The sequence below is a fragment of the Leclercia sp. TB492 genome, assembly GCF_049974505.2.
GTDB classification, from domain to species: Bacteria; Pseudomonadota; Gammaproteobacteria; order Enterobacterales; family Enterobacteriaceae; genus Enterobacter; species Enterobacter adecarboxylatus_C.
Map to the genome: position 1 here is coordinate 311791 of NZ_CM127572.1, position 19361 is coordinate 331151.

Consider the following 19361-nt stretch of genomic DNA (forward strand, 5'->3'; position numbering starts at 1 on the left):
TCCTCATTGTGGAGACGTTAAGCAGCCTGCGCGTTCTCTTCGACGCGGTTAATGCTGCGGTAGAGATGGTCAAAACGTTCGTTATCAAACTGATGGCTGGCGCCATCAAAGAACACGTGCCCCTGACGCAGGGCGACGATGCGCCCGCAGTAGCGCAGGGCGTAATCCACCTGATGCAGCGTCACCACGATGGTGATGCCGTCGTGCTGGTTAATGTCGCGCAGGGTTTCCATCACGATGCGGGCCGACTCCGGATCCAGCGAGGCAATCGGCTCATCGGCAAGAATAATTTTGGCTTTCTGCATCAGCGCCCGGGCAATCGCCACGCGCTGCTGCTGGCCACCGGACAGGGTGGAGACGCGCTGGTGGGCGAAGTGGGCCATGCCGACGCGGGTCAGCGCCTGCAGCGCCTCCTGTTTTTGCGAGGGCGAAAACCAGCGCAGACAGGTGCGCCAGAACGGGGTGCTGCCGAGCGCGCCAATCAGCACGTTTTCAAGCACCGTCAGGCGGTTCACCAGGTTGAACTGCTGGAAGATGTAGCCGGTCTGCGCGCGGCTTTTGCGGATATCGCCCGCCAGACGCCCCGCGCGCTGCACGGTATTGCCCAGCAGCTCAACGTGGCTTTCCGGGGTTTTATCGCAGGTGATAAGGCCGCTCAGGTGGCGCAGAAGGGTGGATTTACCTGAACCGGATGGCCCCAGCAGCGCTACCATTTCGCCCTGCTGGACGGTCAGATCAACGGCATGCAGAGCCTTATTGTGATGGAAGGTCTTGCTCAGTTTCTCGACGCGGATGACAGTTTGCATGGGGGAGGCCTCGATTCAAATGTGGCCTCATGCTGGCGGATCAATATGACATTTAGGTTAAGTGTTGGTTGCGGGAGTTTGAAGAGTTGACGTGAAAGCGATGACAATCATTGTAGGCCCGGTAAGTGCAGCGCCACCGGGCGCTGTTGCGGGATGCGCTGCGCTTATCCGGCTTACTGTTTAACGACGTTGATCATCCAGGGAACGCCGTATTTATCGGTCACCTTGCCGAAGCCGTGCGCCCAGAAGGTCTCCTGCCAGGCCATGTCGATGGTACCCCCTGCGGCCAGGTTGTCGAACCAGCGTTTGCCTTCCGCCACGTCCTGGGTGTCGAGCACCAGCGTAAAGCCGGCGTAGGTGGCGTCTTTGCCGGGCGAACCGTCACTCATCATGATAACGCTGCCGGCGATGCGCACGTTGGAGTGGGCGATAGCGGAGTCCGGGAACGCCATGCCTGACGGGCAGCCCTCTTCGCGGTTGTCGTCTTTGGGCATTTCGCCGAAGGTGATTTTATAGAGGAGTTCCGCGCCGACGGCCTGCTGATAGAAGGCCGTGGCCTCTGCGCAGTTACCGGCGAATGAAATGTAGGGACTTAACGGCATAATCATTACCTCAGGTAAAGAGAAGCCCGTTAAGTGTAGTTCGGTATTTGTAGGCCGGATAAGCGTAGCGCATCCGGCAAAAGCGCCCGGCGGCGCTTCGCTTGCCGGGCCTACAAAAAAGCATCAGTTCTTTTTCACGAACTCGGATTTCAGCTTCATCGGGCCGAAACCGTCAATTTTGCAGTCGATGTTGTGGTCGCCTTCAACCAGGCGGATGCCTTTGACTTTGGTGCCGATCTTCAGCATCGACGAGCTGCCTTTGACTTTCAGATCTTTAATCACGGTGACGTTGTCGCCGTCGGCCAGCAGGTTACCGTTGGCATCTTTAACAATCAGCTCATCGCTCTCTTGCGCGGGTTCTGCGTTGTTCCATTCGTAAGCGCATTCCGGGCAAATGAACATACCGTTATCTTCATAGGTATATTCAGAACTGCATTTTGGACACTGTGGTAGTTGCATGGTGTTCTCCTCAAAATAGTGCGAAGCGGCGGCAATCAGGCCCGCCAAAAATCGACAGGTTGTCGAAAAAGGCGGCAAGTATAACGCATGTCCTTACTGTTGTCGGTGATATTGTTTTTCGCTTTTAGCGAAAAGGGTCTTTTCGATGACAGAATTTGTCAGCGATTGGGGCAATGTTAAGAGTCACACACAGGGGATAAACGCGCCTGATTAAAAGCGATAATATTTTATTGCGGCAAATTGATACGCCGTGTCATTTCAGATAAGGTTAAGACGCTAATGATATTTTACTGACTTGCTTTAATAACCCTCCCTGGTCTGCAAGGGATGATTTACCCCTCATTTTTGGTGGGTAACTAACGATGATTTTTCCTGAAGTTTTTAAAAATTGAGCTACGCTCTTAATCTTTCGGTTTCCCTGACCGAAGGAGCGCGCTCTGCTGCTTTAAGCGCTGAAAGAATATATTTTTACTGTCATTACACAATTATATGGCTTCGAACATATTTACAACACGTAATCATATAAGCCGATCCTTCATTCTTATAAACAATTCGGTTATATAAAATTTGTGTTAAGGGAAGGCTTTTACTATGCACACACAGACAATATTTGAATTGAGCCAGGAGGCCGAAAGGCTGCTGCAGCTCTCGTTGCAGAATCTTGAGTCGTTGAGCGCCATGCCTGTCGCCATGCTGGACAACGCCACGTCGGCCATTACCGGCGAAACCAGCAATGTCTTACCTCTGCATTTTAGTGCCCGTGGCTTAGAGGCGCAGCAGTCGATGCTGAATAATGAGCTGCGCAAAATTACCCGCCTGGAGATGGTGCTGGCGATCGTGGGCACCATGAAGGCCGGAAAGTCCACTACCATCAACGCCATCGTGGGCACCGAAGTGTTACCCAATCGCAACCGCCCGATGACCGCGTTGCCGACGCTGATCCGTCACACTCCCGGCCAGAAAGAGCCGGTGCTGCATTTTTCTCACGTCGCCCCCATTGATACATTAATAAAACAAATGCAAAAGAAGCTTGCCAATTACGATCGCGGCAAGCTGGCGCAGCAGCTGGAAATTGACAAAGATATGAATGCGCTACTTGGGCGTATCGAAACCGGCGCGGCATTTGAAAAACATTATTTAGGTGCGCAGCCGATATTTAATTGTTTAAAAAACCTGAACGATTTAGTGCGGCTTTCTCAGGCGCTGGGCACGGATTTTCCGTTCCCGGCCTATGCTGCGATCGAGAATATCCCGGTTATCGAAGTGGAGTTTGTCCATCTGGCCGGGCTGGATGTCCATCTGGGGCAATTAACCCTGCTGGATACCCCGGGGCCGAACGAGGCCGGACAGCCGCATCTGCAAAAAATGCTCACCGAGCAGCTCGCCCGGGCATCGGCGGTGCTGGCGGTGATGGACTATACCCAACTGAAGTCGATCTCCGATGCCGAAGTGCGGCTGGCCATCTCCGCCGTCGGCAAAGCGGTGCCGCTGTACGCCCTGGTTAATAAGTTCGATCAGAAAGACCGCAACAGCGATGATGAAGAGCAGGTGCGGGCGATGATTTCCGGCACCCTGATGAAGGGCCATATCTCCCCGGGTCAGATCTTCCCGGTCTCGTCGATGTGGGGATACCTGGCGAACCGGGCGCGTCACGAACTGGCTATGCACGGTAAATTGCCCGATCACCAGGAGCAGCGCTGGGTGCAGGATTTTGCCGAGGCCGCACTGGGCCGCCGCTGGCGAACCGCCGATCTGGATGATATTGAACACCTTCGCCACTCCGCCGATCTGCTGTGGGAGGACTCCCTGTTTGAGCAGCCGATCCGCAAGCTGATTTATGCCGCCTACTCCAACGCCTCGCTGTATGCGTTGCGCTCCGCGTCGCATAAGCTGCTGAACTACGCCCAGAACGCCCGGGAGTACCTGGATTTCCGCTATCAGGGGCTGACGGTAGCCTTTGACGAGTTACAGCACAATATTGCCCGTCTGGAAGATGACATGGCGCTGCTGCACTCCCGCCAGGCGTCGGTAAGCGATGAGGTTCGCCATGAGGTGAGCCAGGCGCTGAGCGCCACGGATCTGTTTCTCACCTCCCAGCAGAACGATATTAAACTCTCCATCGCGCATATCTTTAATCCCGACAATTTGCTCGACCTGGCGGGGTTTGATCCGCATAAACAGCGTGCAGATGCCGCGGCGACGCCCGGTCAGCTGGTACTGGAGGATGAAGGCCAGGCGCAGATCCTGTTGAGCAAAATCCGCTCCTCCTGCGAGATGATCATGCTGGATGCGCAGGCGAAAATCGGCCGTGAGCTGGCGCTGCGTTTCGACCAGCTGGAGTCCACGCTGGCGCGGGCGCTGAACGATGCCATGCGCCCGATTGAAACGCGCATTAAAGAAGAGTTAAGCCACGCCGGTTTTCGCGCGCGGATCAGCTTTCCGGCGTTTCAGGCCAACCAGCTTAACTTTAATACCCGGGGGCTGTTCAGCGATGCTATCGCCCAGGAGAGTCAGCCTGCCAGTCAGTCTCAGGGAGCCGGCAGCGTGCTGCGTGAGACGGTCTCCCGCTGGTTGAACAATCCGGGCTGGGGCTGGGAAGACTATGTGATGACGCGGACGCGGTATGTTATCAACGTGTCACAGCTTCATGAGAAATTTAAACAACATATCGATCAATTTTGTGAACAAATCCGTAAAGCTTTGGCCGCCCAGGTCGATGTCTCTGTTACAGCAGGTATGGCGACATTCTTTGCCGAGTTCTCGTTATGCCTTGCAGGGTTACAGGAAAGCTTGCGTGATAGCCTCGCGGTGCGCCAGCAGAATGAGCATGCCACGCGCGCGCTCAGCCAGCTGCTGCAGCAATGTATTACGACTGCAGCGTGGATTCAGGAAGATACCCGACTGTTACGCGATGATATTCAAACGCTATTCGCGGCAGAGCAACCATGACAAAACAATTACTGGACGGTCCCGGGCGGACGCTGGAATGCATACATCCTAAATTTATGGTCGACCTGGTTCAGGGGGCTGACGCACAGCGTCACACCTCTGTGGGGTCGCAACAGCAGCACTTTCGTGAACGTTTAACCCAGGAGATCATGGCGCAGACTCAGCTTCGCCAGTGGGCGATGGGGGGAATGTTCAGCGAAAATGCTGTGCTGCGGCTCGGGCTGGCAGAGAAACTGGCGGGCATGGTCGATCCCGGCCATCTGGCGCTGACCCGCATGACCCAGACCCTGACCACGCTGCGCCAGCAGGCCAACCTGCGCAATCAACCCCCCATCGGCGTGGTGCAACAGTACGAAATCCTTTCTGCCCATTTTCAGCAACGCGCCCAGTTTAAAGAGAAGGCATTAACCCAGCGTGGGTTAACGGTGCAGGCGGGCGTTCACAGCGAACAGATTTTTACCCGCTGGCGGGCCGGACATTATGACGGCTGGTCGCTGGCCGGGCGCGGCTATGTGGTGCTGGAGGAGCTGCGCTGGGGGGCGTTCGGTGACGCCTGTCGGCTGGCGAATGCGGATGTCAGCGCCATGCTCAAAGATAATCTGCGCAGCATGGTGGCCAACTACCTGGCGCAGGGGATCAATGCGGCGCCCGCGACCCGTCATTTTTACCATCAGTGGCTGACAACACCCAGTACGCCGGGGATTATCGATCATAAAGATATGCTTGGCTGGCTGGGGGACTGGTGCGATGCCGACAGGCATCCGGTGTGCTGGTCGGTGACGCAGAGCTGGCAGAATGTGGCGCTGGGAATGCCGAGGCTCTGTTCGGCGGCAAGGCTGGCAAAGGCGATGGTGGAAGAGGTGTTTGGCGAGTAAGAATTTTCACCCTCTCCCCGGGCGGGGAGAGGGCTACGTATTAGTGGTGCAGTGATTCAACCGGGCTCTGTTCCGCGGTATTTTCTGGGACCTTACCAAAGCGTTTGGCATACAGGGCGGTAATAATCGGCACCAGAATCGCCGTCACGATGACGCTTGCGGCAACCAGCGCGGTAGCGGAAGCGGCAACCGGTTCGAAGGCCGGGTTAATCTGGGCGATAATGACCGGGTTCGCCACGGCAGCACCCGCTGCGGACGAGGCGGCGACACCCGCAGTACCATTCCCTCCACCGATTACACGGTCGGCAATAATCAGCGGGATACCGGTGATGATGATAACCGCCACACCCAGCACGATACCCAGCAGGCCGGTATCCAGAATCACGTTCAGGTTGATGGTGTTACCCAGCGCGAAGCCGAAGAACGGAATCAGAACCGGGGTCGCTTTGCTGAAGAAGTCACGCAGATCGTGGTCGAGGTTGCCGAGGGCAAAACCGATCAGGAACGGCAGGACGGCGCCGACAAAGTGGTGTGGTTCAAAGGAGGCCAGACCGGCGGAGCCGAGGATCAGCATGGTCATCAGCGGGCCAGATTCCAGAGACATCAGAACGAAGGCGCCGGACTCTTCTTTGGTGCCGTACTGGTTCATCAGGCTGGCATACAGGCCGCCGTTGGTCATGTCCATTGCAGAGACGATCGCCAGCACGGAGAGGCCAGCGAAGAAGCCGGTCTGAATACCATTTTCCGGGATAAACATGGCGCAAACCATCGCCACAATCCAGGCTACGGCAATTTTGGTAATCACCAGCGTACCGGATTTACGTAATACTGTGCCCGTTGCCCGTAAATTAATGGAGGCGCCGATACAGAAGAACCATACCGCCAGAATCGGAACTGTCCCGGTAATCATGCCTTTGGTGAAACCACCAAAATAGGCTCCGGTATTAGGTGCTAAGGTATTTAAAATTGCACCCAGTACCAGCGGTACCAGCATCATCCCTCCGGGGATGCGTTCAATCGCGGCTTTAATCTTCATCATTAACCCTCACATCTCATCACGCATCGCCCGCGGACAAGTGATATTTAATAATCTAATGAATTCAACGAATTGTGACAAAGATGCGTCAGGCGATTCGTCGTTCATACAGCAGATATAACCAGTTTGGCTTTTTAAACCTTCGCTTGAAGGTCACCAGACTCGTTTTGACGGGCTTATGATGCGATCGTTGGAATGATGATTCAATGAAAATAAAACAGTGTTTTAGTTATCTCCATCACATATTTTAAGGAAACATGATATTTGCTTCTTGATTATTAAAATGGCTGTGAATGCATTGTAAAAAAATGTCGTTTTTTTTGATTTGGTAGCAAATAATAACGCCTGAAAGAATATTTTCAGCGCCGGGTATAAGAAACAACGCATTACGCTGTATTTACACTTTTGACACTTCTGTTAGAAACCTTAAAAATATATGTGAAGTTGATCACAAATATAAACGCTGGTAGGGTAAAGGCATCATTAACAGCCCAGACAGGCGTCACAGGTTCGGTTGTACCGCTCCGAAAGGTCAGTGTAAGTAAACCTGCTACGCTTGAGAAAGGAGAATGCGCATGAGGCGCTTCCCGGGTTCCACAGAGCGCACTTTTTAGGCGCTGTGGTGAGGACTGGGCTTAGTCAACGAGGATAGCCATGCTAAAAAGGAAAAAAGTTAAACCGATCACCCTGCGCGACGTCACCATTATTGATGACGGGAAACTGCGCAAAGCGATCACCGCCGCCTCGCTCGGTAATGCGATGGAATGGTTCGATTTCGGTGTGTATGGCTTCGTGGCCTACGCGCTGGGTAAAGTCTTCTTCCCTGGTGCCGATCCCAGCGTGCAGATGATTGCCGCGCTCGGGACGTTCTCTGTTCCTTTCCTTATCCGCCCGTTAGGGGGGCTGTTCTTCGGGATGCTGGGGGACAAGTATGGTCGCCAGAAAATCCTCGCTATCACGATAGTGATTATGTCGGTAAGTACGTTCTGTATCGGCCTGATACCGTCGTATGCGAGCATAGGCATCTGGGCGCCGATCCTGCTGCTGCTGTGTAAGATGGCCCAGGGCTTCTCGGTGGGGGGTGAATATACCGGCGCGTCAATTTTTGTTGCCGAATATTCTCCGGACCGTAAGCGCGGCTTTATGGGCAGCTGGCTTGATTTCGGTTCTATTGCCGGGTTCGTGCTGGGTGCGGGCGTGGTGGTGTTGCTCTCCACCGTGGTGGGCGAAGAGAACTTCCTCTCCTGGGGCTGGCGTATTCCGTTCTTCCTGGCGCTGCCGCTGGGGCTGATTGGCCTCTATTTGCGTCACGCGTTAGAAGAGACCCCGGCGTTCCAGCAGCATGTTGAAAAGCTGGAGCAGGGCGATCGCGAAGGTCTGCAGGATGGACCGAAAGTCTCGTTCAAAGAGATCGCGACTCGCCACTGGCGTAGCCTGCTGACCTGTATTGGTCTGGTGATCTCCACCAACGTGACCTATTACATGCTGCTGACCTACATGCCGAGCTACCTGTCGCACAACCTGCACTACTCAGAAGATCACGGTGTGCTGATCATTATCGCCATCATGGTGGGGATGCTGTTTGTGCAGCCGATCATGGGCCTGCTGAGCGACCGCTTCGGACGTCGTCCATTCATTATCTTCGGCAGTATCGCGCTCTTTGTGCTGGCTATCCCGGCCTTCATCATGATTAACAGTGATGTGATCGGCCTGATTTTTGCCGGCCTGCTGATGCTGGCGGTGATCCTCAACTGCTTTATTGGCGTGATGGCCTCGACGCTGCCGGCGATGTTCCCGACGCATATCCGTTACAGCGCGCTGGCGGCGGCCTTTAACATCTCGGTACTGATTGCCGGTCTGACGCCTACGCTGGCAGCCTCGCTGGTGGAGAGCACCCAGAACCTGATGATGCCTGCCTACTATCTGATGGTGATTGCGGTGATTGGCCTGATTACCGGTATTTACATGAAAGAGACGGCGAACCTGCCGCTGAAAGGGGCGACGCCTGCTGCGTCTGACCTTCAGGAAGCCAAAGAGATCCTCCGCGAGCACCACGACAACATTGAGCAGAAGATAGAAGATATCGATGCTGAAATTGCCGAGCTACAGGCGAAGCGTTCCAGACTGGTCGATCAACATCCCCGCATAAATGAGTAAATAAAAAACCCGGCTTCGGCCGGGTTTTTTTTTCATATCCAAATGGAATACAACGAAAGTTTATTGGCGGTTTTATTGAATAGTGCTTACGCTGTATATAAGCGGATGTCTCTATAAAATCGACGCTTTCTTCTCTATTAGGGGTGTGTATGCTGAGTTTTACACCGACATAGTTGTAAACGCAGGCATTACACAGGGTGTTGGCAATCCCTGTCACTCTCCCTTGCATGAAACAGCATTTTATTTTCTAAACTCTTTGCTTATGCAATTAGTACAACAAAAAAATAATACCAAGCTTAATTATAAGTAGGTCTGGACATGCTGAGAAATTCGCAAAAGATTACCCATGGAGGATACTCGGTATTCATTAAATTAATTGATTTTTTCTCAATTAATTTAATTTTAATGCTGAGTGGGTGGGTGTTGAAAATGGAGTCTTTCGATACTGTAATTTTGATCAGCTTATTGTACTCCACCGCTTTTTTACTGTTTGGTGAATACACGCAGTGCTATCTCTATCGTCCTAAAAACAACAAGTTGCGTAACCAAAGACGCCTCTTTCTGACGGCTTTTTTTGCCATTCTTTTTATCGGCCTGGTGCGTCTGCTGTTCGCGAAATTATACGCTCTGGGCTACGTCAGCTTTATCGATGTGCGTAATATACCTGCTATGCCGCTCTGGTATGCCTCGCCGATCCCTTTTCTCTACGTCGTCCGTCTGATTATTTTCAAGCTGTCGGCAAAAAAGAAAATAAGGGTGGCTATTATCGGCATTACGGATAACGGCCTGGCGGCTGAACGGGCGCTGCGCCTGGAGTACTCTGATGTGCAGCTGGACCTGGCCTTCTACGATGAACGCGGTCCTGAGCGGCTCGGCGAACTGGCCACCAGAATTACCAGCCCCTATAACGGGCCGGTGATCAAGCTGGTTGAAGAAGCCAAAGCCAGCAGAGTCGACGAGATCTATATTGCCCTGCCGATGGTGGCCCTGGAGCGCATCCGCCATTTTCTGGCGATGATGTCTGATACCACGGTCAACACCTATATTGTGCCGGACTTTTACGCCTACAGCACTAATACCTCCCAGATCCGTTCCATCCACAACCTGCAGACCATTGGTATTTTTACCTCCCCGCTGGACGGGGGCGGGTCGTTTATAAAACGAGCAGAAGATCTGGTATTGGGCAGCGTGATTATGGTAATGATTGCCACGTTAATGATCGCTATTGCTATAGGTATCAAACTCACTTCACGTGGGCCTGTTTTCTTCAAACAGGATCGCTATGGCCTGAGCGGGCAGAAGATTAAAGTCTGGAAGTTCCGGACGATGAAGGTGATGGAAAATACCGACACGGTGGTACAGGCGACACGGGACGATCCTCGGGTCACCCGCTTTGGCGCATTCTTACGTCGGACATCTCTGGATGAGCTGCCGCAATTCATTAATGTAATACAGGGGAATATGTCTATTGTCGGTCCACGGCCGCACGCTGTGGCGCACAACGAGCTTTACCGTAAGCAGGTCGAAAACTACATGATTCGCCATAAAGTAAAGCCTGGGATCACAGGTTTAGCGCAAATTAATGGCTATCGTGGCGAAATTGATGCGCTATACAAAATGGAAAAGCGAGTCCAGTACGACATTGAATATATTCAGAACTGGTCCTTTTGGTTAGATATAAAAATCATCATTAAAACCATTTTTAAGGGATTTGTCGGTAAGAATGCATACTAAAATTATTATTATCGCTGGGATTATAGCGTCTCCGGTCGCCCTGGCAGAATTAACGCCAAAATCACACATCGGCTTTGCGGGCATCGACTTTCAGAGCAACGTCGCTGCTGATTATGGGCACAACGATAACGTGACTTACCAGCACGATGACAGCGACGCGAAAGGCTCCGACTTCCAGAGCCTCAAGCCCGTTATCAGCCTGAACGGGGAACGTGGGCAGGATAAGTATCTGCTGATGTACTCCGGGGACTATCGTCACTACTCCAGCGATTCTGCGGATGATTACGATGACCACGTTTTCCGCTTCAAAGGCGACTGGCGCTTTGGTTTGATGCATGGCCTGACCCTGAATCTCGAAGATTCACTCGGCCATGAGGCACGCGGGCGCGGCGTGACGGAAGGGTTCCTGCCGGAACAGTTCCGGCAATTTGGCGTCAAGTCACCCTTAACCACCAATCTATTCAACAGCGAGCTACGCTATAGTTATGGTGCGCCGGACGGACGTGGAAGAGCAGACCTGGCGTTGATGCACCGCAAGTGGACCTTTGGCAATACCGGTCAGGTTGAAAGCCAGGATGCGGACTTTGCAGAATATATCGATGAGCAGGAGTGGGACGAAAATACGCTGATTGCAGAAATTTTCGATCAGTACACATCTAAGACGCGTTTTCGCTATAGTTTTATTACCAACCAGTTTCGTTATGGCCATGCGTCAGAAAAAGACAGTAATGAATATTATTTGCGATACGGCGTTCAATCGCAGCTAACGGGCAAAACAAACGTCGATGCGAACGTGTCGTGGCTCTATAAAACCTTTGAAAATAACCCCGGGTCGAAGGATTTCAACGGGATTAACTGGGATATTCTGGGTGAATGGAGACCTTTGCAACAGTCACTTTTTACATTAAGAACATCCCAAAGTATTAAGGACCCTTCCGAAGCGGGAGGATATAATTTAGTAACGGAATACGGTATTTCTTACAAACATCTATGGATGAACAACCGTTTAACGACGTTGCTTGATTATGCATACATTACAGAAGACTACAAAGATCAGGACAAGGATCGTCACGACAAGAATGGCGTGTTTTCATTTATCGTAGGTTATGACCTCACACCATCGATTAACTTTGGTGTGGAATATCATCTTGATACGCTTAAGTCTAATAAAGATACAGATACGTTTACCATCGGCCCCAACGATGACCGCGTAGTGACTGAAACGTTGGGCTATGATCAATCTTTGATTATGCTTACAGCTAAGGTTCAGATTTAAAATGAAAATAATGAAACTGTGCGCGTTTTTACTCCTCAGCGTTGTTTTCGCCGGCTGCAAATCACCACAGCCGACGTTAATGGACAATAGCGTGGTTGATACAGCAAATTATTTACTGGGCTCTGGCGATACCGTCAACATTAACGTTGCCGGTCAACCTGACCTGACCATGAAGGTAGTACTTGATAATAGTGGGGCTATTAATTACCCCTATATTGGCAAGCTGGAATTAAAGGGCAAAACCGCAAGTCAGGTTGATGCAGAGATTACGCAACGCCTGCGCAAAGGGTTTGTGCTCAATCCCATGGTGACCGTGAATATTGCTGAATTCCGCAAATTCTATATCTCTGGTGAGATCGAGAATCCCAATGGTTATGCCTATGAACCAGGGCTGACCGTGGAAAAAGCTATCGCCTTAGGCGGAGGATATACCGACCGTGCAGACCGCAGTGACCTTAGTATTCGACAATCATCCACTGGCGAGTTACTCGAAAATGTTGATGTGACTCACTCCGTGCTCCCCGGTGATCTCGTAATTATTGGCATAGGGTTCTTCTGACCATGAAACTATCAATAGTGGAAAATGGCAAAAAGCGAGAAAGCGCTATCGATATCTCCAGATTTGCCAGTGAAATTAAAAAGAACTCCTGGAAAATCATTCTCTCCGGCGTCATTGCCGGGGCGATTGCCTGGCCACTAATGAGTTTGATGCCGTCAAAATATGTCTCTACGGCAACGGTCCTGCTTAAAGCCCAGCCCGATAATGTGACCCCTTTCCAGAAGGTTGAGGGGTATGACTCCACCCGTAACGGCTACTACGAAACCCAAAACGCGCTGATGCAGTCGCGCGTGGTGCTGGAACAGGCGGTGCGTACCCTGAAGCTGGATCAAAATCCGGCTTTCAACGGGGGCGACGATGGTGCAACGGGGAAAGAGAACGAGCAGCAGCGGGTTGAAAATGCGCTCAAGACGTTAGGTAAAAACCTCACCATTAACAGCGTGCGTACCACCCATCTTGCCACCGTCTCGTATGAGTCCACCTCCCCGCAGCTGTCGGCAGACGTTGCCAACGGGGTGGCCGAGTCGTTTATCAATTACAGCCTGGGGCTCAAGCAGCAGAAAACGCTGCAGGCCAGTGAAGATACCCAGCACAAGCTGGCGCTGCTCAAGGAGCAAATGATCCAGCAAAAAACGGCGCTGGATAACTATCTGGCGAAAGCGGGGTTACTGACCTTCCGCGGCGTTGACGGTTTTGAAACTGAACAGATGGGCATTGTCACCAACCGGCTGGCAAATGCTACCGAACGCCGGGTGGCGGCAGAATCTATCTATAACGAAGTGCGTTCCGGTGGCGGTAAGGCCATCTCGCTGCCGTCGATTTCAAATCATGCCCAGATCCAGGATTTACGCATTGCGTTGATCCAGGCGAACAGCGAGCTTTCGCAACTGGAGAAAACCTACGGACCGCAGCATGACAAAGTGATCCAGGCCCGGGCGCGTATCGGCGCAATCCAGGCGCAAACGGCGATGACGCTCAGAGAGCAGGAGGCCGGATTACGCCAGAACTACGAGGCGGCGGTGGCGGATGAAAAAAATTACCAGAAGCAGCTGGATGAGCAGAGAGAGAACTTCCAGCGGCTGTCGATGAAGCGCGAAGGCTACAACGAGCTGAAGCTGGCGCTGGATAAGACGGAAGAGATGTACAAGGTGATCTACCAGCGTACGCAGGAGCTGACGCTGCCGGGCACCTATACCGATGCTGACGCGGAGCTCTACGATCCTGCCGTGCCCGCCGCGCGTCCTGTTAAGCCAAATAAACCGCTGCTGATGCTGATGATCGTGCTGCTGGTGATGCTCTTCTACGTGATGTACGTCATGGTGAAAGCCGCCACGGATCGCTCAGTGAACACCCTCAGCCAGATGCAAAAGCGCCTTAACCTGGTGCCGCTGGGTGAGATCCGCCGCTTTAAGGGCGTGGGAGGGCGAGGCAAGATCCGCGATCTGATTACCAGCGATCCGCTGAATGCCGACATCATTCACAGCATGCGCACGCAGATCATGCTGAGCAGTCACCCGTTGCAGGTTATTGCCGTTACGTCGGCGGAAGCCGGAGAGGGGCGGACGCTACTGGCGAACCTGCTGGCGAACTCCTTTAGCTTTGACCAGAAAACGCTGCTGATCGACATGGACTTCTTCAACAATGACGGTCTGTCGGGCGAGCTGGGCTCACCGAAGGCGCCGGGCGTGGCGGAAGTCCTGCGCGGCGACAGCGATACCGACAGCGTGCTGGTGAAGGTCAACGATAAGCTCGACTTCCTGCCGCGCGGCAATACGCCGGTCTCTGCGCTGTTGCTGCTGTCGCCCGAACGCTTGAAACCGCTGCTCGGGACGCTGCGCAGCCGTTACCAGCGCATCATCATTGATGTGGCCGCGGTGAATCAGAGCCAGGAAGTGCAGCTGGTGAGCCAGGTGACGGACGGTCTGATCTTCGTCCTGAAAGCGGGCCAGAACAGTGCCGACACCGTTGGACATGCCATTGATAAAGCCGTCAGCAATCGCTGCGTGGTGATTGGTGGGGTGCTGAATCAGGTGGTGGATAAAAACCTGGAGAGCAAAGAGGGGCTGCGTTCACTTAACTACCATACGCATGAACTGATGAATAACACAGGCCGGGCATGAGTCTGCTCAGGAGCGCTTCCACGATCGCGGGGTCATCAGTTATTTCACAACTGATTGGCGCCCTGTCGATCTGGCTCATTTCGCATAAGTACGATCTTGGCGAAGTGGGGCTCTACGCGCTCAATTACAGTATTGCCCTGATCGGGGCACAGGTATGCACCTTTGCCTCGCAGCTGTTAATTCCCCGGCAGCAGGATGACGAACTGGCCCAGAACGTGGTGTTTTGTCTCCTGCAAAGCCTGACGATTGCCATCCCCTATGCCGTGCTGACGGGCTGGCTGTTTCATCAGAATGTGCTGTTCCTTTACCTGCTTACGCTCTCGAATACCTGGGTGCTGGTGGCAGAAAACCTGTCGCTGCGTACGGCGAACTTTCGCTTTCTGGTGGTCCAGCGCATCTCCGTCTCGGTAGTGGTGGTAGTCTCTGTCCTGCTCACCCAACAGGTGATGGCATTTTACTGGATGTGGGCGATCCTGATGATGGTGCTGACCAGCGCCTGCATCCTGCGGACATTTGATATTCGCTCTATCACCCTGCATCACCTGCGGCCCTCCAGTAACCTGGCGTTCCTGAAAAAAAATATTCATCACGTCACGAAGGTGGGCAGTGCAGAGGTGCTGGCGATGGCGAGCAACAACCTGCCGATTATGCTGATCAACTTCTGGTTCTCGGCCTTAACGGCGGGTTACTTTTCGGTGGTCAGCCGCTTCTGCCTGGCCCCGGTGGTGATTATCGGCAATGCGGTGCGCAATACCATTTTCTCGAAGTGGTCGATTGATTTCAGAAACAACATCTTCAACTACGAAGAGTACACGAAGGTCCGTCTGCTGCTGTTGGTGCTGGGCGTGGTCTGCACGCTGGGCGTATTTATCTTCTATCCGATTGTGATGAATCTGGGTTTCAGCGAGGAGTGGATTGCCTCTGTACCCACCTCGCGCTATATGCTGCCGTACCTGTTCCCGGCGCTGGCGGTCTGTCCGCTGACGGTGATAGAGCTGATTTTCGGCTCGCACCGCTATTTCCTGCGGATCCAGCTTGAGCAACTGGCGATCGTGGTCATCGCGTTTGTCGTCGTGCCGTATCTCTACAATGACTATGCGACCTCCATCATCTTATTTTCGATTCTGACGTTCATTCGCTACGCCTTCATCTATCTGAAGGTGAATAAGCGCGCCGACATTCTGAAAAACGGGTCAGTGGCATCATGAATCTTAATACCGGACATTATTTACAGACCTTCGCGCTGTTTACCCTGATCTTCTGCGGGCTGGTGCAGTATTTTACCGGTGAGCTGGCGGTACTGTGGCTGCCCTTTGTCATGACGCTGCTGATGGCCGGTTTCCTGGTATTGCAGACCCGCGATGAACCCCTGCGGCTGGATGCCCAGGAGGCCATCATTCTGACGCTGTATGGCGCCTTTATCGTGCTGTCCGTCATTTCAACGCTCTTCCAGGGCGGGGCGCTGATTACCCTCGTCGGGTTCAAAAACGAAATTGGGCTATCGCTGGTGATGGTCTGCCTGCTGCTCGGGTTCTGCCGGGAATCGCAGATCTATCAGGTGACTCGCGCGCTGTACTGGGTCTTTTATATTCAGTTCCCGGTGGCCATTTACCAGCTGATCTTTGTCCTGCCGGAGCGTGTGGCGCTGTATGGCGAGGGCGAGAAATGGGACTCCGTAGTGGGGACCTTTGGCGGCGATCCTATGGGGGGCGGTAACACGGCCGCTATGGGGCTGTTCTGTCTGCTGATCATGCTGCTGAAAGTCTCGGAATATAAGCATGGGCTGACCAGCTTTAAATCTATGGCGCTGCATATCGTGCTGGGGTTTGTGATGTGCATTATTGGCGAAGTGAAATTCGTGATCCTGCTGTCGCCGCTGCTGCTGGGCTGGGTGTGGCTGACGCCCTCCTGGGTTAAAGAGGCAAGCAAAGTCAACTTAACCGTGCTGCTCTCTATTCTGATCGGCATGGCGCTGCTGATCGTGGTGGCGGTCATCGCCCTGGCCTACTCCTACTCGTCAGCCTATGGCGGCGACACGGCGGATAACCCTTTTGAAGTCTTCCTCGGTTCCATGGACTACATCTTCGATCCCGATTTCATTACGCCGGGCGGGGAAGTGGGACGATTCACCTCCCTGCTGTTCTGGATACAGCATAACGATCTGTCGGGGCTGCCGGGAACGCTGTTCGGCTATGGCCTGAACGCCACCAACAGCGGCAGTTCCGTCTCGCCGGGCTTCCTGCATCAGTATTACAACCTGTATCTCGATAGTACTTCCCTGAGTATGTTGCTATGGGAAGTCGGTGTGGTGGGGACCCTGCTGTTTGTGGGCCTGATTATCTACACCCTGAAGGCGGCCCGGCCCGAACCGGTGCTGTCGGTTGAACAGCTTGATGCGCCTGACGTTCACCTTCTGAGTTTCGCGCCAGCGTTTAACGTCTTCGCCATTGCCTGTCTGCTCAGCCTGCCGTACAGCCAGATAATGATGATCACGCCGATGTTGCAGTTCTTGTTTTACATGTCGTTAGGTTCCAGTTTGATTATTCGCCGGACCGTACGCCGTTATACGGGGCACTATTGATGTACAAACCCTTTATTACCGTAAGTATCAAAACCTTTAACGAAGCCGAGTGTATTGAGAAAACCATCGACAGTATTCGCAGCCAGATCGGTGAGTATCCGCATAAAATTATTGTTGCTGACAGTCTTTCAACGGACAACACCCAGCAGCTGGCCAGCGATAAAGGGGTGATGGTGGTGTCGTTAACCGAACCGGCGGACCGCAGCTGCGGTGTCGGGCATCAGCTGGGCTACCTTCACAGCGAAGGGGAGTTTATCCTGCTGATGGATGGCGACATGGAGCTGGAGCCCGGTTTTATCGATCATGCGGTGGCGTTTCTGCAGAACAACCCGACGTACGCTGGCGTGGCCGGTACGGTGGAGATGGACGACGCCTCAAACTATGAATTTACCTCCCGCAAGCAGCGCATCAATAAAATCTACCCGCTGGGCGATAACGATCATTTGGGCGGCGGCGGCCTTTATCGTCTGTCGGCGATTGCCGATATTGGTTATCTCACCAACCGCAGCCTGCACGCCTATGAAGAGGCGGAGTTAGGCATTCGCCTGCTGACCGCAGGCTATAAACTCCATCGCCTGAACGTACCCTATTTTCGTCATACCTCCTATACGATGCCGACCTTCAGGATGCTGCGCTATCGCTGGAAAAGCGGCTTCCATCAGGCGCCCGGTGAGCTGTTGCGCAGCGCGTGGGGTAAACCCTGGTTCCGCGATGCGCTGATGCTGGTGAAAAACGAAGTGATCTTTGCGAGTTACATCTTCATCGTGCTGATTGCATTTTTCACCTTCGACGTCAGCCTGATTGATATCGCGCTGCTGCCGCTGCTGGCCTTTATCCTGCTAAAAACCATTCAGAACCGCTCATTAAAAAACGGCCTGAATAGCGTAATCAACCTTGCCGTGCTCTCTGCCGGGCTGGTGAAAGGTCTTTTCCACCCGCAGCGCGATCCCCGGGTTCCGCCGGACAATAAAGTTATTCATGAACAGGTAGAGTAATGAAAGTCTTACTGGTGAATAAGTTCTTCTTTATCAAGGGAGGAGCGGAGACGGTCTATTTTCAGGAACGCAATATGCTGAAAGAGGCCGGTGTGGAGGTGATCGATTTCTCCATGCAGCATGAGAAGAACTTTCCGTCTGACTATGCCGACTACTTCGTCAGCAATGTCGATTATCACAAAGAGGGCGGGCTGCTGGCGGGGGTGAAGACCGCCATCAGCTTTATTCACAACCGCGAAGCCTGTAAAAAAATGCAGGCGCTGCTGGAGCAGACGCGCCCGGAGATCGTCCATTTCCACAATATCTATCACCAGCTGACCCCGGCTCTGATCAAGGTTGCCCGGGACTTCGGCTGTAGAACCGTCTTAACCGCCCACGACTATAAGATTATGTGCCCGTCGTACTCGATGCTGCGCGACGGCAAAGTGTGCGATGCGTGCGTGACGGGCAGCGTATTTAATGCGTTTCGCTATCGCTGTCAGGAGGGCTCGGCGGCGAAGAGTCTGCTGCTGTCGTTAGAAGCGACCTGGCAGTACATCGCGCAAAATTATCAGGCGCTGGACGTGATTGTCTCCCCGAGCGAGTTTCTGCGTAACGAGCTGAAACGCTCGCTCCCGGATTCCCGCATCGATGTGATTGTGAACGGTATAGACGACAGCCACACGCCAGAGGCGGGTGCGGATCAGGGTTATCTGCTGTACGTCGGGCGCCTGAGTCCGGAGAAAGGGGTTCCGACCCTGACCCGGGCGCATCAGTTAATGCGCAATAAAATGCCGTTAAAAATCGTCGGCCACGGGCCGCTGTATGACGAGATGGTGGTGGACTATCCCAACGCGGAGTTCCTCGGCTATGTGCAACAGGGTCCGGCGCTGGATGCGCTGATTCAAAACGCCCGGGCCGTGGTGCTGCCATCAGAGTGTTATGAAAACTGCTCCATGGCGGTGCTGGAGGCGATGTCATTCGCCCGGGCGGTGGTAGGGGCCCGCATTGGCGGGATCCCGGAGCAGATACGTCACGGTGTGGAAGGATTGCTGTTTGAACCTGGCAACGCTCAGGATCTGGCCGATGCGCTGGACGTGATGGCGGAAAACCCGGCGCAGGCCCACGAGATGGGGCTGAAAGGCCGGGTCAGGCTTTGCCAGAAATACTCACTGCGCAAGCACATGGAAACGTTGCAGTCGCTCTATCGCGAACTGCTCGACAGGCCATAAT

Annotated in this window: 15 protein-coding genes; 11 read left to right on the top strand and 4 right to left on the bottom strand. The window is 53.4% G+C overall.

The genetic code is table 11. The annotated features are described in order from the left end of the window. Positions 1-17 precede the first annotated feature (17 nt). The 3 genes from phnC to ACP4QI_RS01460 form a co-directional block, all read right to left on the bottom strand. Complete coding sequence (phnC, locus tag ACP4QI_RS01450; RefSeq protein WP_426495411.1) at positions 18-806, bottom strand: phosphonate ABC transporter ATP-binding protein; 789 nt, start codon at positions 804-806, stop codon at positions 18-20. A 173-nt stretch (positions 807-979) separates the two neighbouring features. Next, complete coding sequence (yjdN, locus tag ACP4QI_RS01455) at positions 980-1408, bottom strand: VOC family metalloprotein YjdN (protein ID WP_285127603.1); 429 nt, start codon at positions 1406-1408, stop codon at positions 980-982. Positions 1409-1531: 123 nt separating this feature from the next. Then, positions 1532-1867: a zinc ribbon domain-containing protein YjdM gene (locus tag ACP4QI_RS01460; protein ID WP_142487899.1), complete on the bottom strand. Its 336-nt coding sequence runs from the start codon at positions 1865-1867 to the stop codon at positions 1532-1534. Between the two features lie 591 nt (positions 1868-2458). Here ACP4QI_RS01460 and crfC point away from each other — a divergent pair. Together crfC and ACP4QI_RS01470 are read left to right on the top strand one after the other, a co-directional pair. After that, on the top strand, positions 2459-4816 hold the full coding sequence (gene crfC / locus ACP4QI_RS01465; RefSeq protein ID WP_285127602.1) for a clamp-binding protein CrfC: 2358 nt from the start codon (positions 2459-2461) through the stop codon (positions 4814-4816). After that, positions 4813-5691, top strand: a complete 879-nt coding sequence (locus tag ACP4QI_RS01470) for a diguanylate cyclase regulator RdcB family protein (RefSeq protein WP_142487901.1) — start codon at positions 4813-4815, stop codon at positions 5689-5691. Before crfC ends, ACP4QI_RS01470 begins: the two co-directional genes overlap by 4 nt. Positions 5692-5731: 40 nt before the next feature. Here ACP4QI_RS01470 and kdgT read toward each other — a convergent pair whose 3' ends face one another. Continuing rightward, positions 5732-6727, bottom strand: coding sequence for a 2-keto-3-deoxygluconate transporter (kdgT, locus tag ACP4QI_RS01475; protein ID WP_142487902.1), 996 nt, complete (start codon positions 6725-6727; stop codon positions 5732-5734). A 654-nt stretch (positions 6728-7381) separates the two neighbouring features. Here kdgT and proP point away from each other — a divergent pair. The 9 genes from proP to ACP4QI_RS01520 all read left to right on the top strand — a co-directional run bounded on the left by proP (position 7382) and on the right by ACP4QI_RS01520 (position 19360). Beyond that, on the top strand, positions 7382-8884 hold the full coding sequence (gene proP, locus ACP4QI_RS01480) for a glycine betaine/L-proline transporter ProP (protein WP_142487903.1): 1503 nt from the start codon (positions 7382-7384) through the stop codon (positions 8882-8884). A 318-nt stretch (positions 8885-9202) separates the two neighbouring features. After that, entirely contained in the window at positions 9203-10618 is a 1416-nt protein-coding gene (locus ACP4QI_RS01485; protein WP_426495412.1) for an undecaprenyl-phosphate glucose phosphotransferase, read from the top strand. After that, positions 10608-11894 (top strand): outer membrane beta-barrel protein, encoded by a 1287-nt coding sequence (locus tag ACP4QI_RS01490; protein ID WP_285127600.1) that lies wholly within the window; start codon positions 10608-10610, stop codon positions 11892-11894. Before ACP4QI_RS01485 ends, ACP4QI_RS01490 begins: the two co-directional genes overlap by 11 nt. Position 11895: 1 nt before the next feature. Then, a complete protein-coding gene (locus tag ACP4QI_RS01495) occupies positions 11896-12453 on the top strand; it encodes a polysaccharide biosynthesis/export family protein (protein WP_142487906.1) in 558 nt (185 codons plus the stop codon). Positions 12454-12455: 2 nt separating this feature from the next. Next, complete coding sequence (locus ACP4QI_RS01500) at positions 12456-14573, top strand: GumC family protein (protein ID WP_142487907.1); 2118 nt, start codon at positions 12456-12458, stop codon at positions 14571-14573. After that, on the top strand, positions 14570-15781 hold the full coding sequence (locus ACP4QI_RS01505) for an oligosaccharide flippase family protein (RefSeq protein WP_142487908.1): 1212 nt from the start codon (positions 14570-14572) through the stop codon (positions 15779-15781). The genes ACP4QI_RS01500 and ACP4QI_RS01505 overlap by 4 nt, the downstream gene beginning before the upstream one ends. Further along, positions 15778-17154, top strand: a complete 1377-nt coding sequence (locus ACP4QI_RS01510) for a capsular biosynthesis protein (RefSeq protein WP_142487909.1) — start codon at positions 15778-15780, stop codon at positions 17152-17154. The genes ACP4QI_RS01505 and ACP4QI_RS01510 overlap by 4 nt, the downstream gene beginning before the upstream one ends. After that, complete coding sequence (locus tag ACP4QI_RS01515; protein WP_142487910.1) at positions 17151-18149, top strand: glycosyltransferase; 999 nt, start codon at positions 17151-17153, stop codon at positions 18147-18149. The genes ACP4QI_RS01510 and ACP4QI_RS01515 overlap by 4 nt, the downstream gene beginning before the upstream one ends. Then, entirely contained in the window at positions 18149-19360 is a 1212-nt protein-coding gene (locus ACP4QI_RS01520; RefSeq protein ID WP_156262724.1) for a glycosyltransferase family 4 protein, read from the top strand. The genes ACP4QI_RS01515 and ACP4QI_RS01520 overlap by 1 nt, the downstream gene beginning before the upstream one ends. Position 19361: the final 1 nt, after the last annotated feature.

Bases quoted from the DNA above. Each gene is read 5' to 3' on its own strand.
- crfC (WP_285127602.1), top strand. From the start codon at position 2,459: ATGCACACACAGACAATATTTGAATTGAGCCAGGAGGCCGAAAGGCTG.
- ACP4QI_RS01490 (WP_285127600.1), top strand. From the start codon at position 10,608: ATGCATACTAAAATTATTATTATCGCTGGGATTATAGCGTCTCCGGTC.
- ACP4QI_RS01510 (WP_142487909.1), top strand. From the start codon at position 15,778: ATGAATCTTAATACCGGACATTATTTACAGACCTTCGCGCTGTTTACC.
- ACP4QI_RS01470 (WP_142487901.1), top strand. From the start codon at position 4,813: ATGACAAAACAATTACTGGACGGTCCCGGGCGGACGCTGGAATGCATA.
- ACP4QI_RS01485 (WP_426495412.1), top strand. From the start codon at position 9,203: ATGCTGAGAAATTCGCAAAAGATTACCCATGGAGGATACTCGGTATTC.
- ACP4QI_RS01460 (WP_142487899.1), bottom strand. From the start codon at position 1,867: ATGCAACTACCACAGTGTCCAAAATGCAGTTCTGAATATACCTATGAA.
- ACP4QI_RS01495 (WP_142487906.1), top strand. From the start codon at position 11,896: ATGAAAATAATGAAACTGTGCGCGTTTTTACTCCTCAGCGTTGTTTTC.
- ACP4QI_RS01500 (WP_142487907.1), top strand. From the start codon at position 12,456: ATGAAACTATCAATAGTGGAAAATGGCAAAAAGCGAGAAAGCGCTATC.
- ACP4QI_RS01505 (WP_142487908.1), top strand. From the start codon at position 14,570: ATGAGTCTGCTCAGGAGCGCTTCCACGATCGCGGGGTCATCAGTTATT.
- proP (WP_142487903.1), top strand. From the start codon at position 7,382: ATGCTAAAAAGGAAAAAAGTTAAACCGATCACCCTGCGCGACGTCACC.
- kdgT (WP_142487902.1), bottom strand. From the start codon at position 6,727: ATGAAGATTAAAGCCGCGATTGAACGCATCCCCGGAGGGATGATGCTG.
- phnC (WP_426495411.1), bottom strand. From the start codon at position 806: ATGCAAACTGTCATCCGCGTCGAGAAACTGAGCAAGACCTTCCATCAC.
- ACP4QI_RS01520 (WP_156262724.1), top strand. From the start codon at position 18,149: ATGAAAGTCTTACTGGTGAATAAGTTCTTCTTTATCAAGGGAGGAGCG.
- yjdN (WP_285127603.1), bottom strand. From the start codon at position 1,408: ATGCCGTTAAGTCCCTACATTTCATTCGCCGGTAACTGCGCAGAGGCC.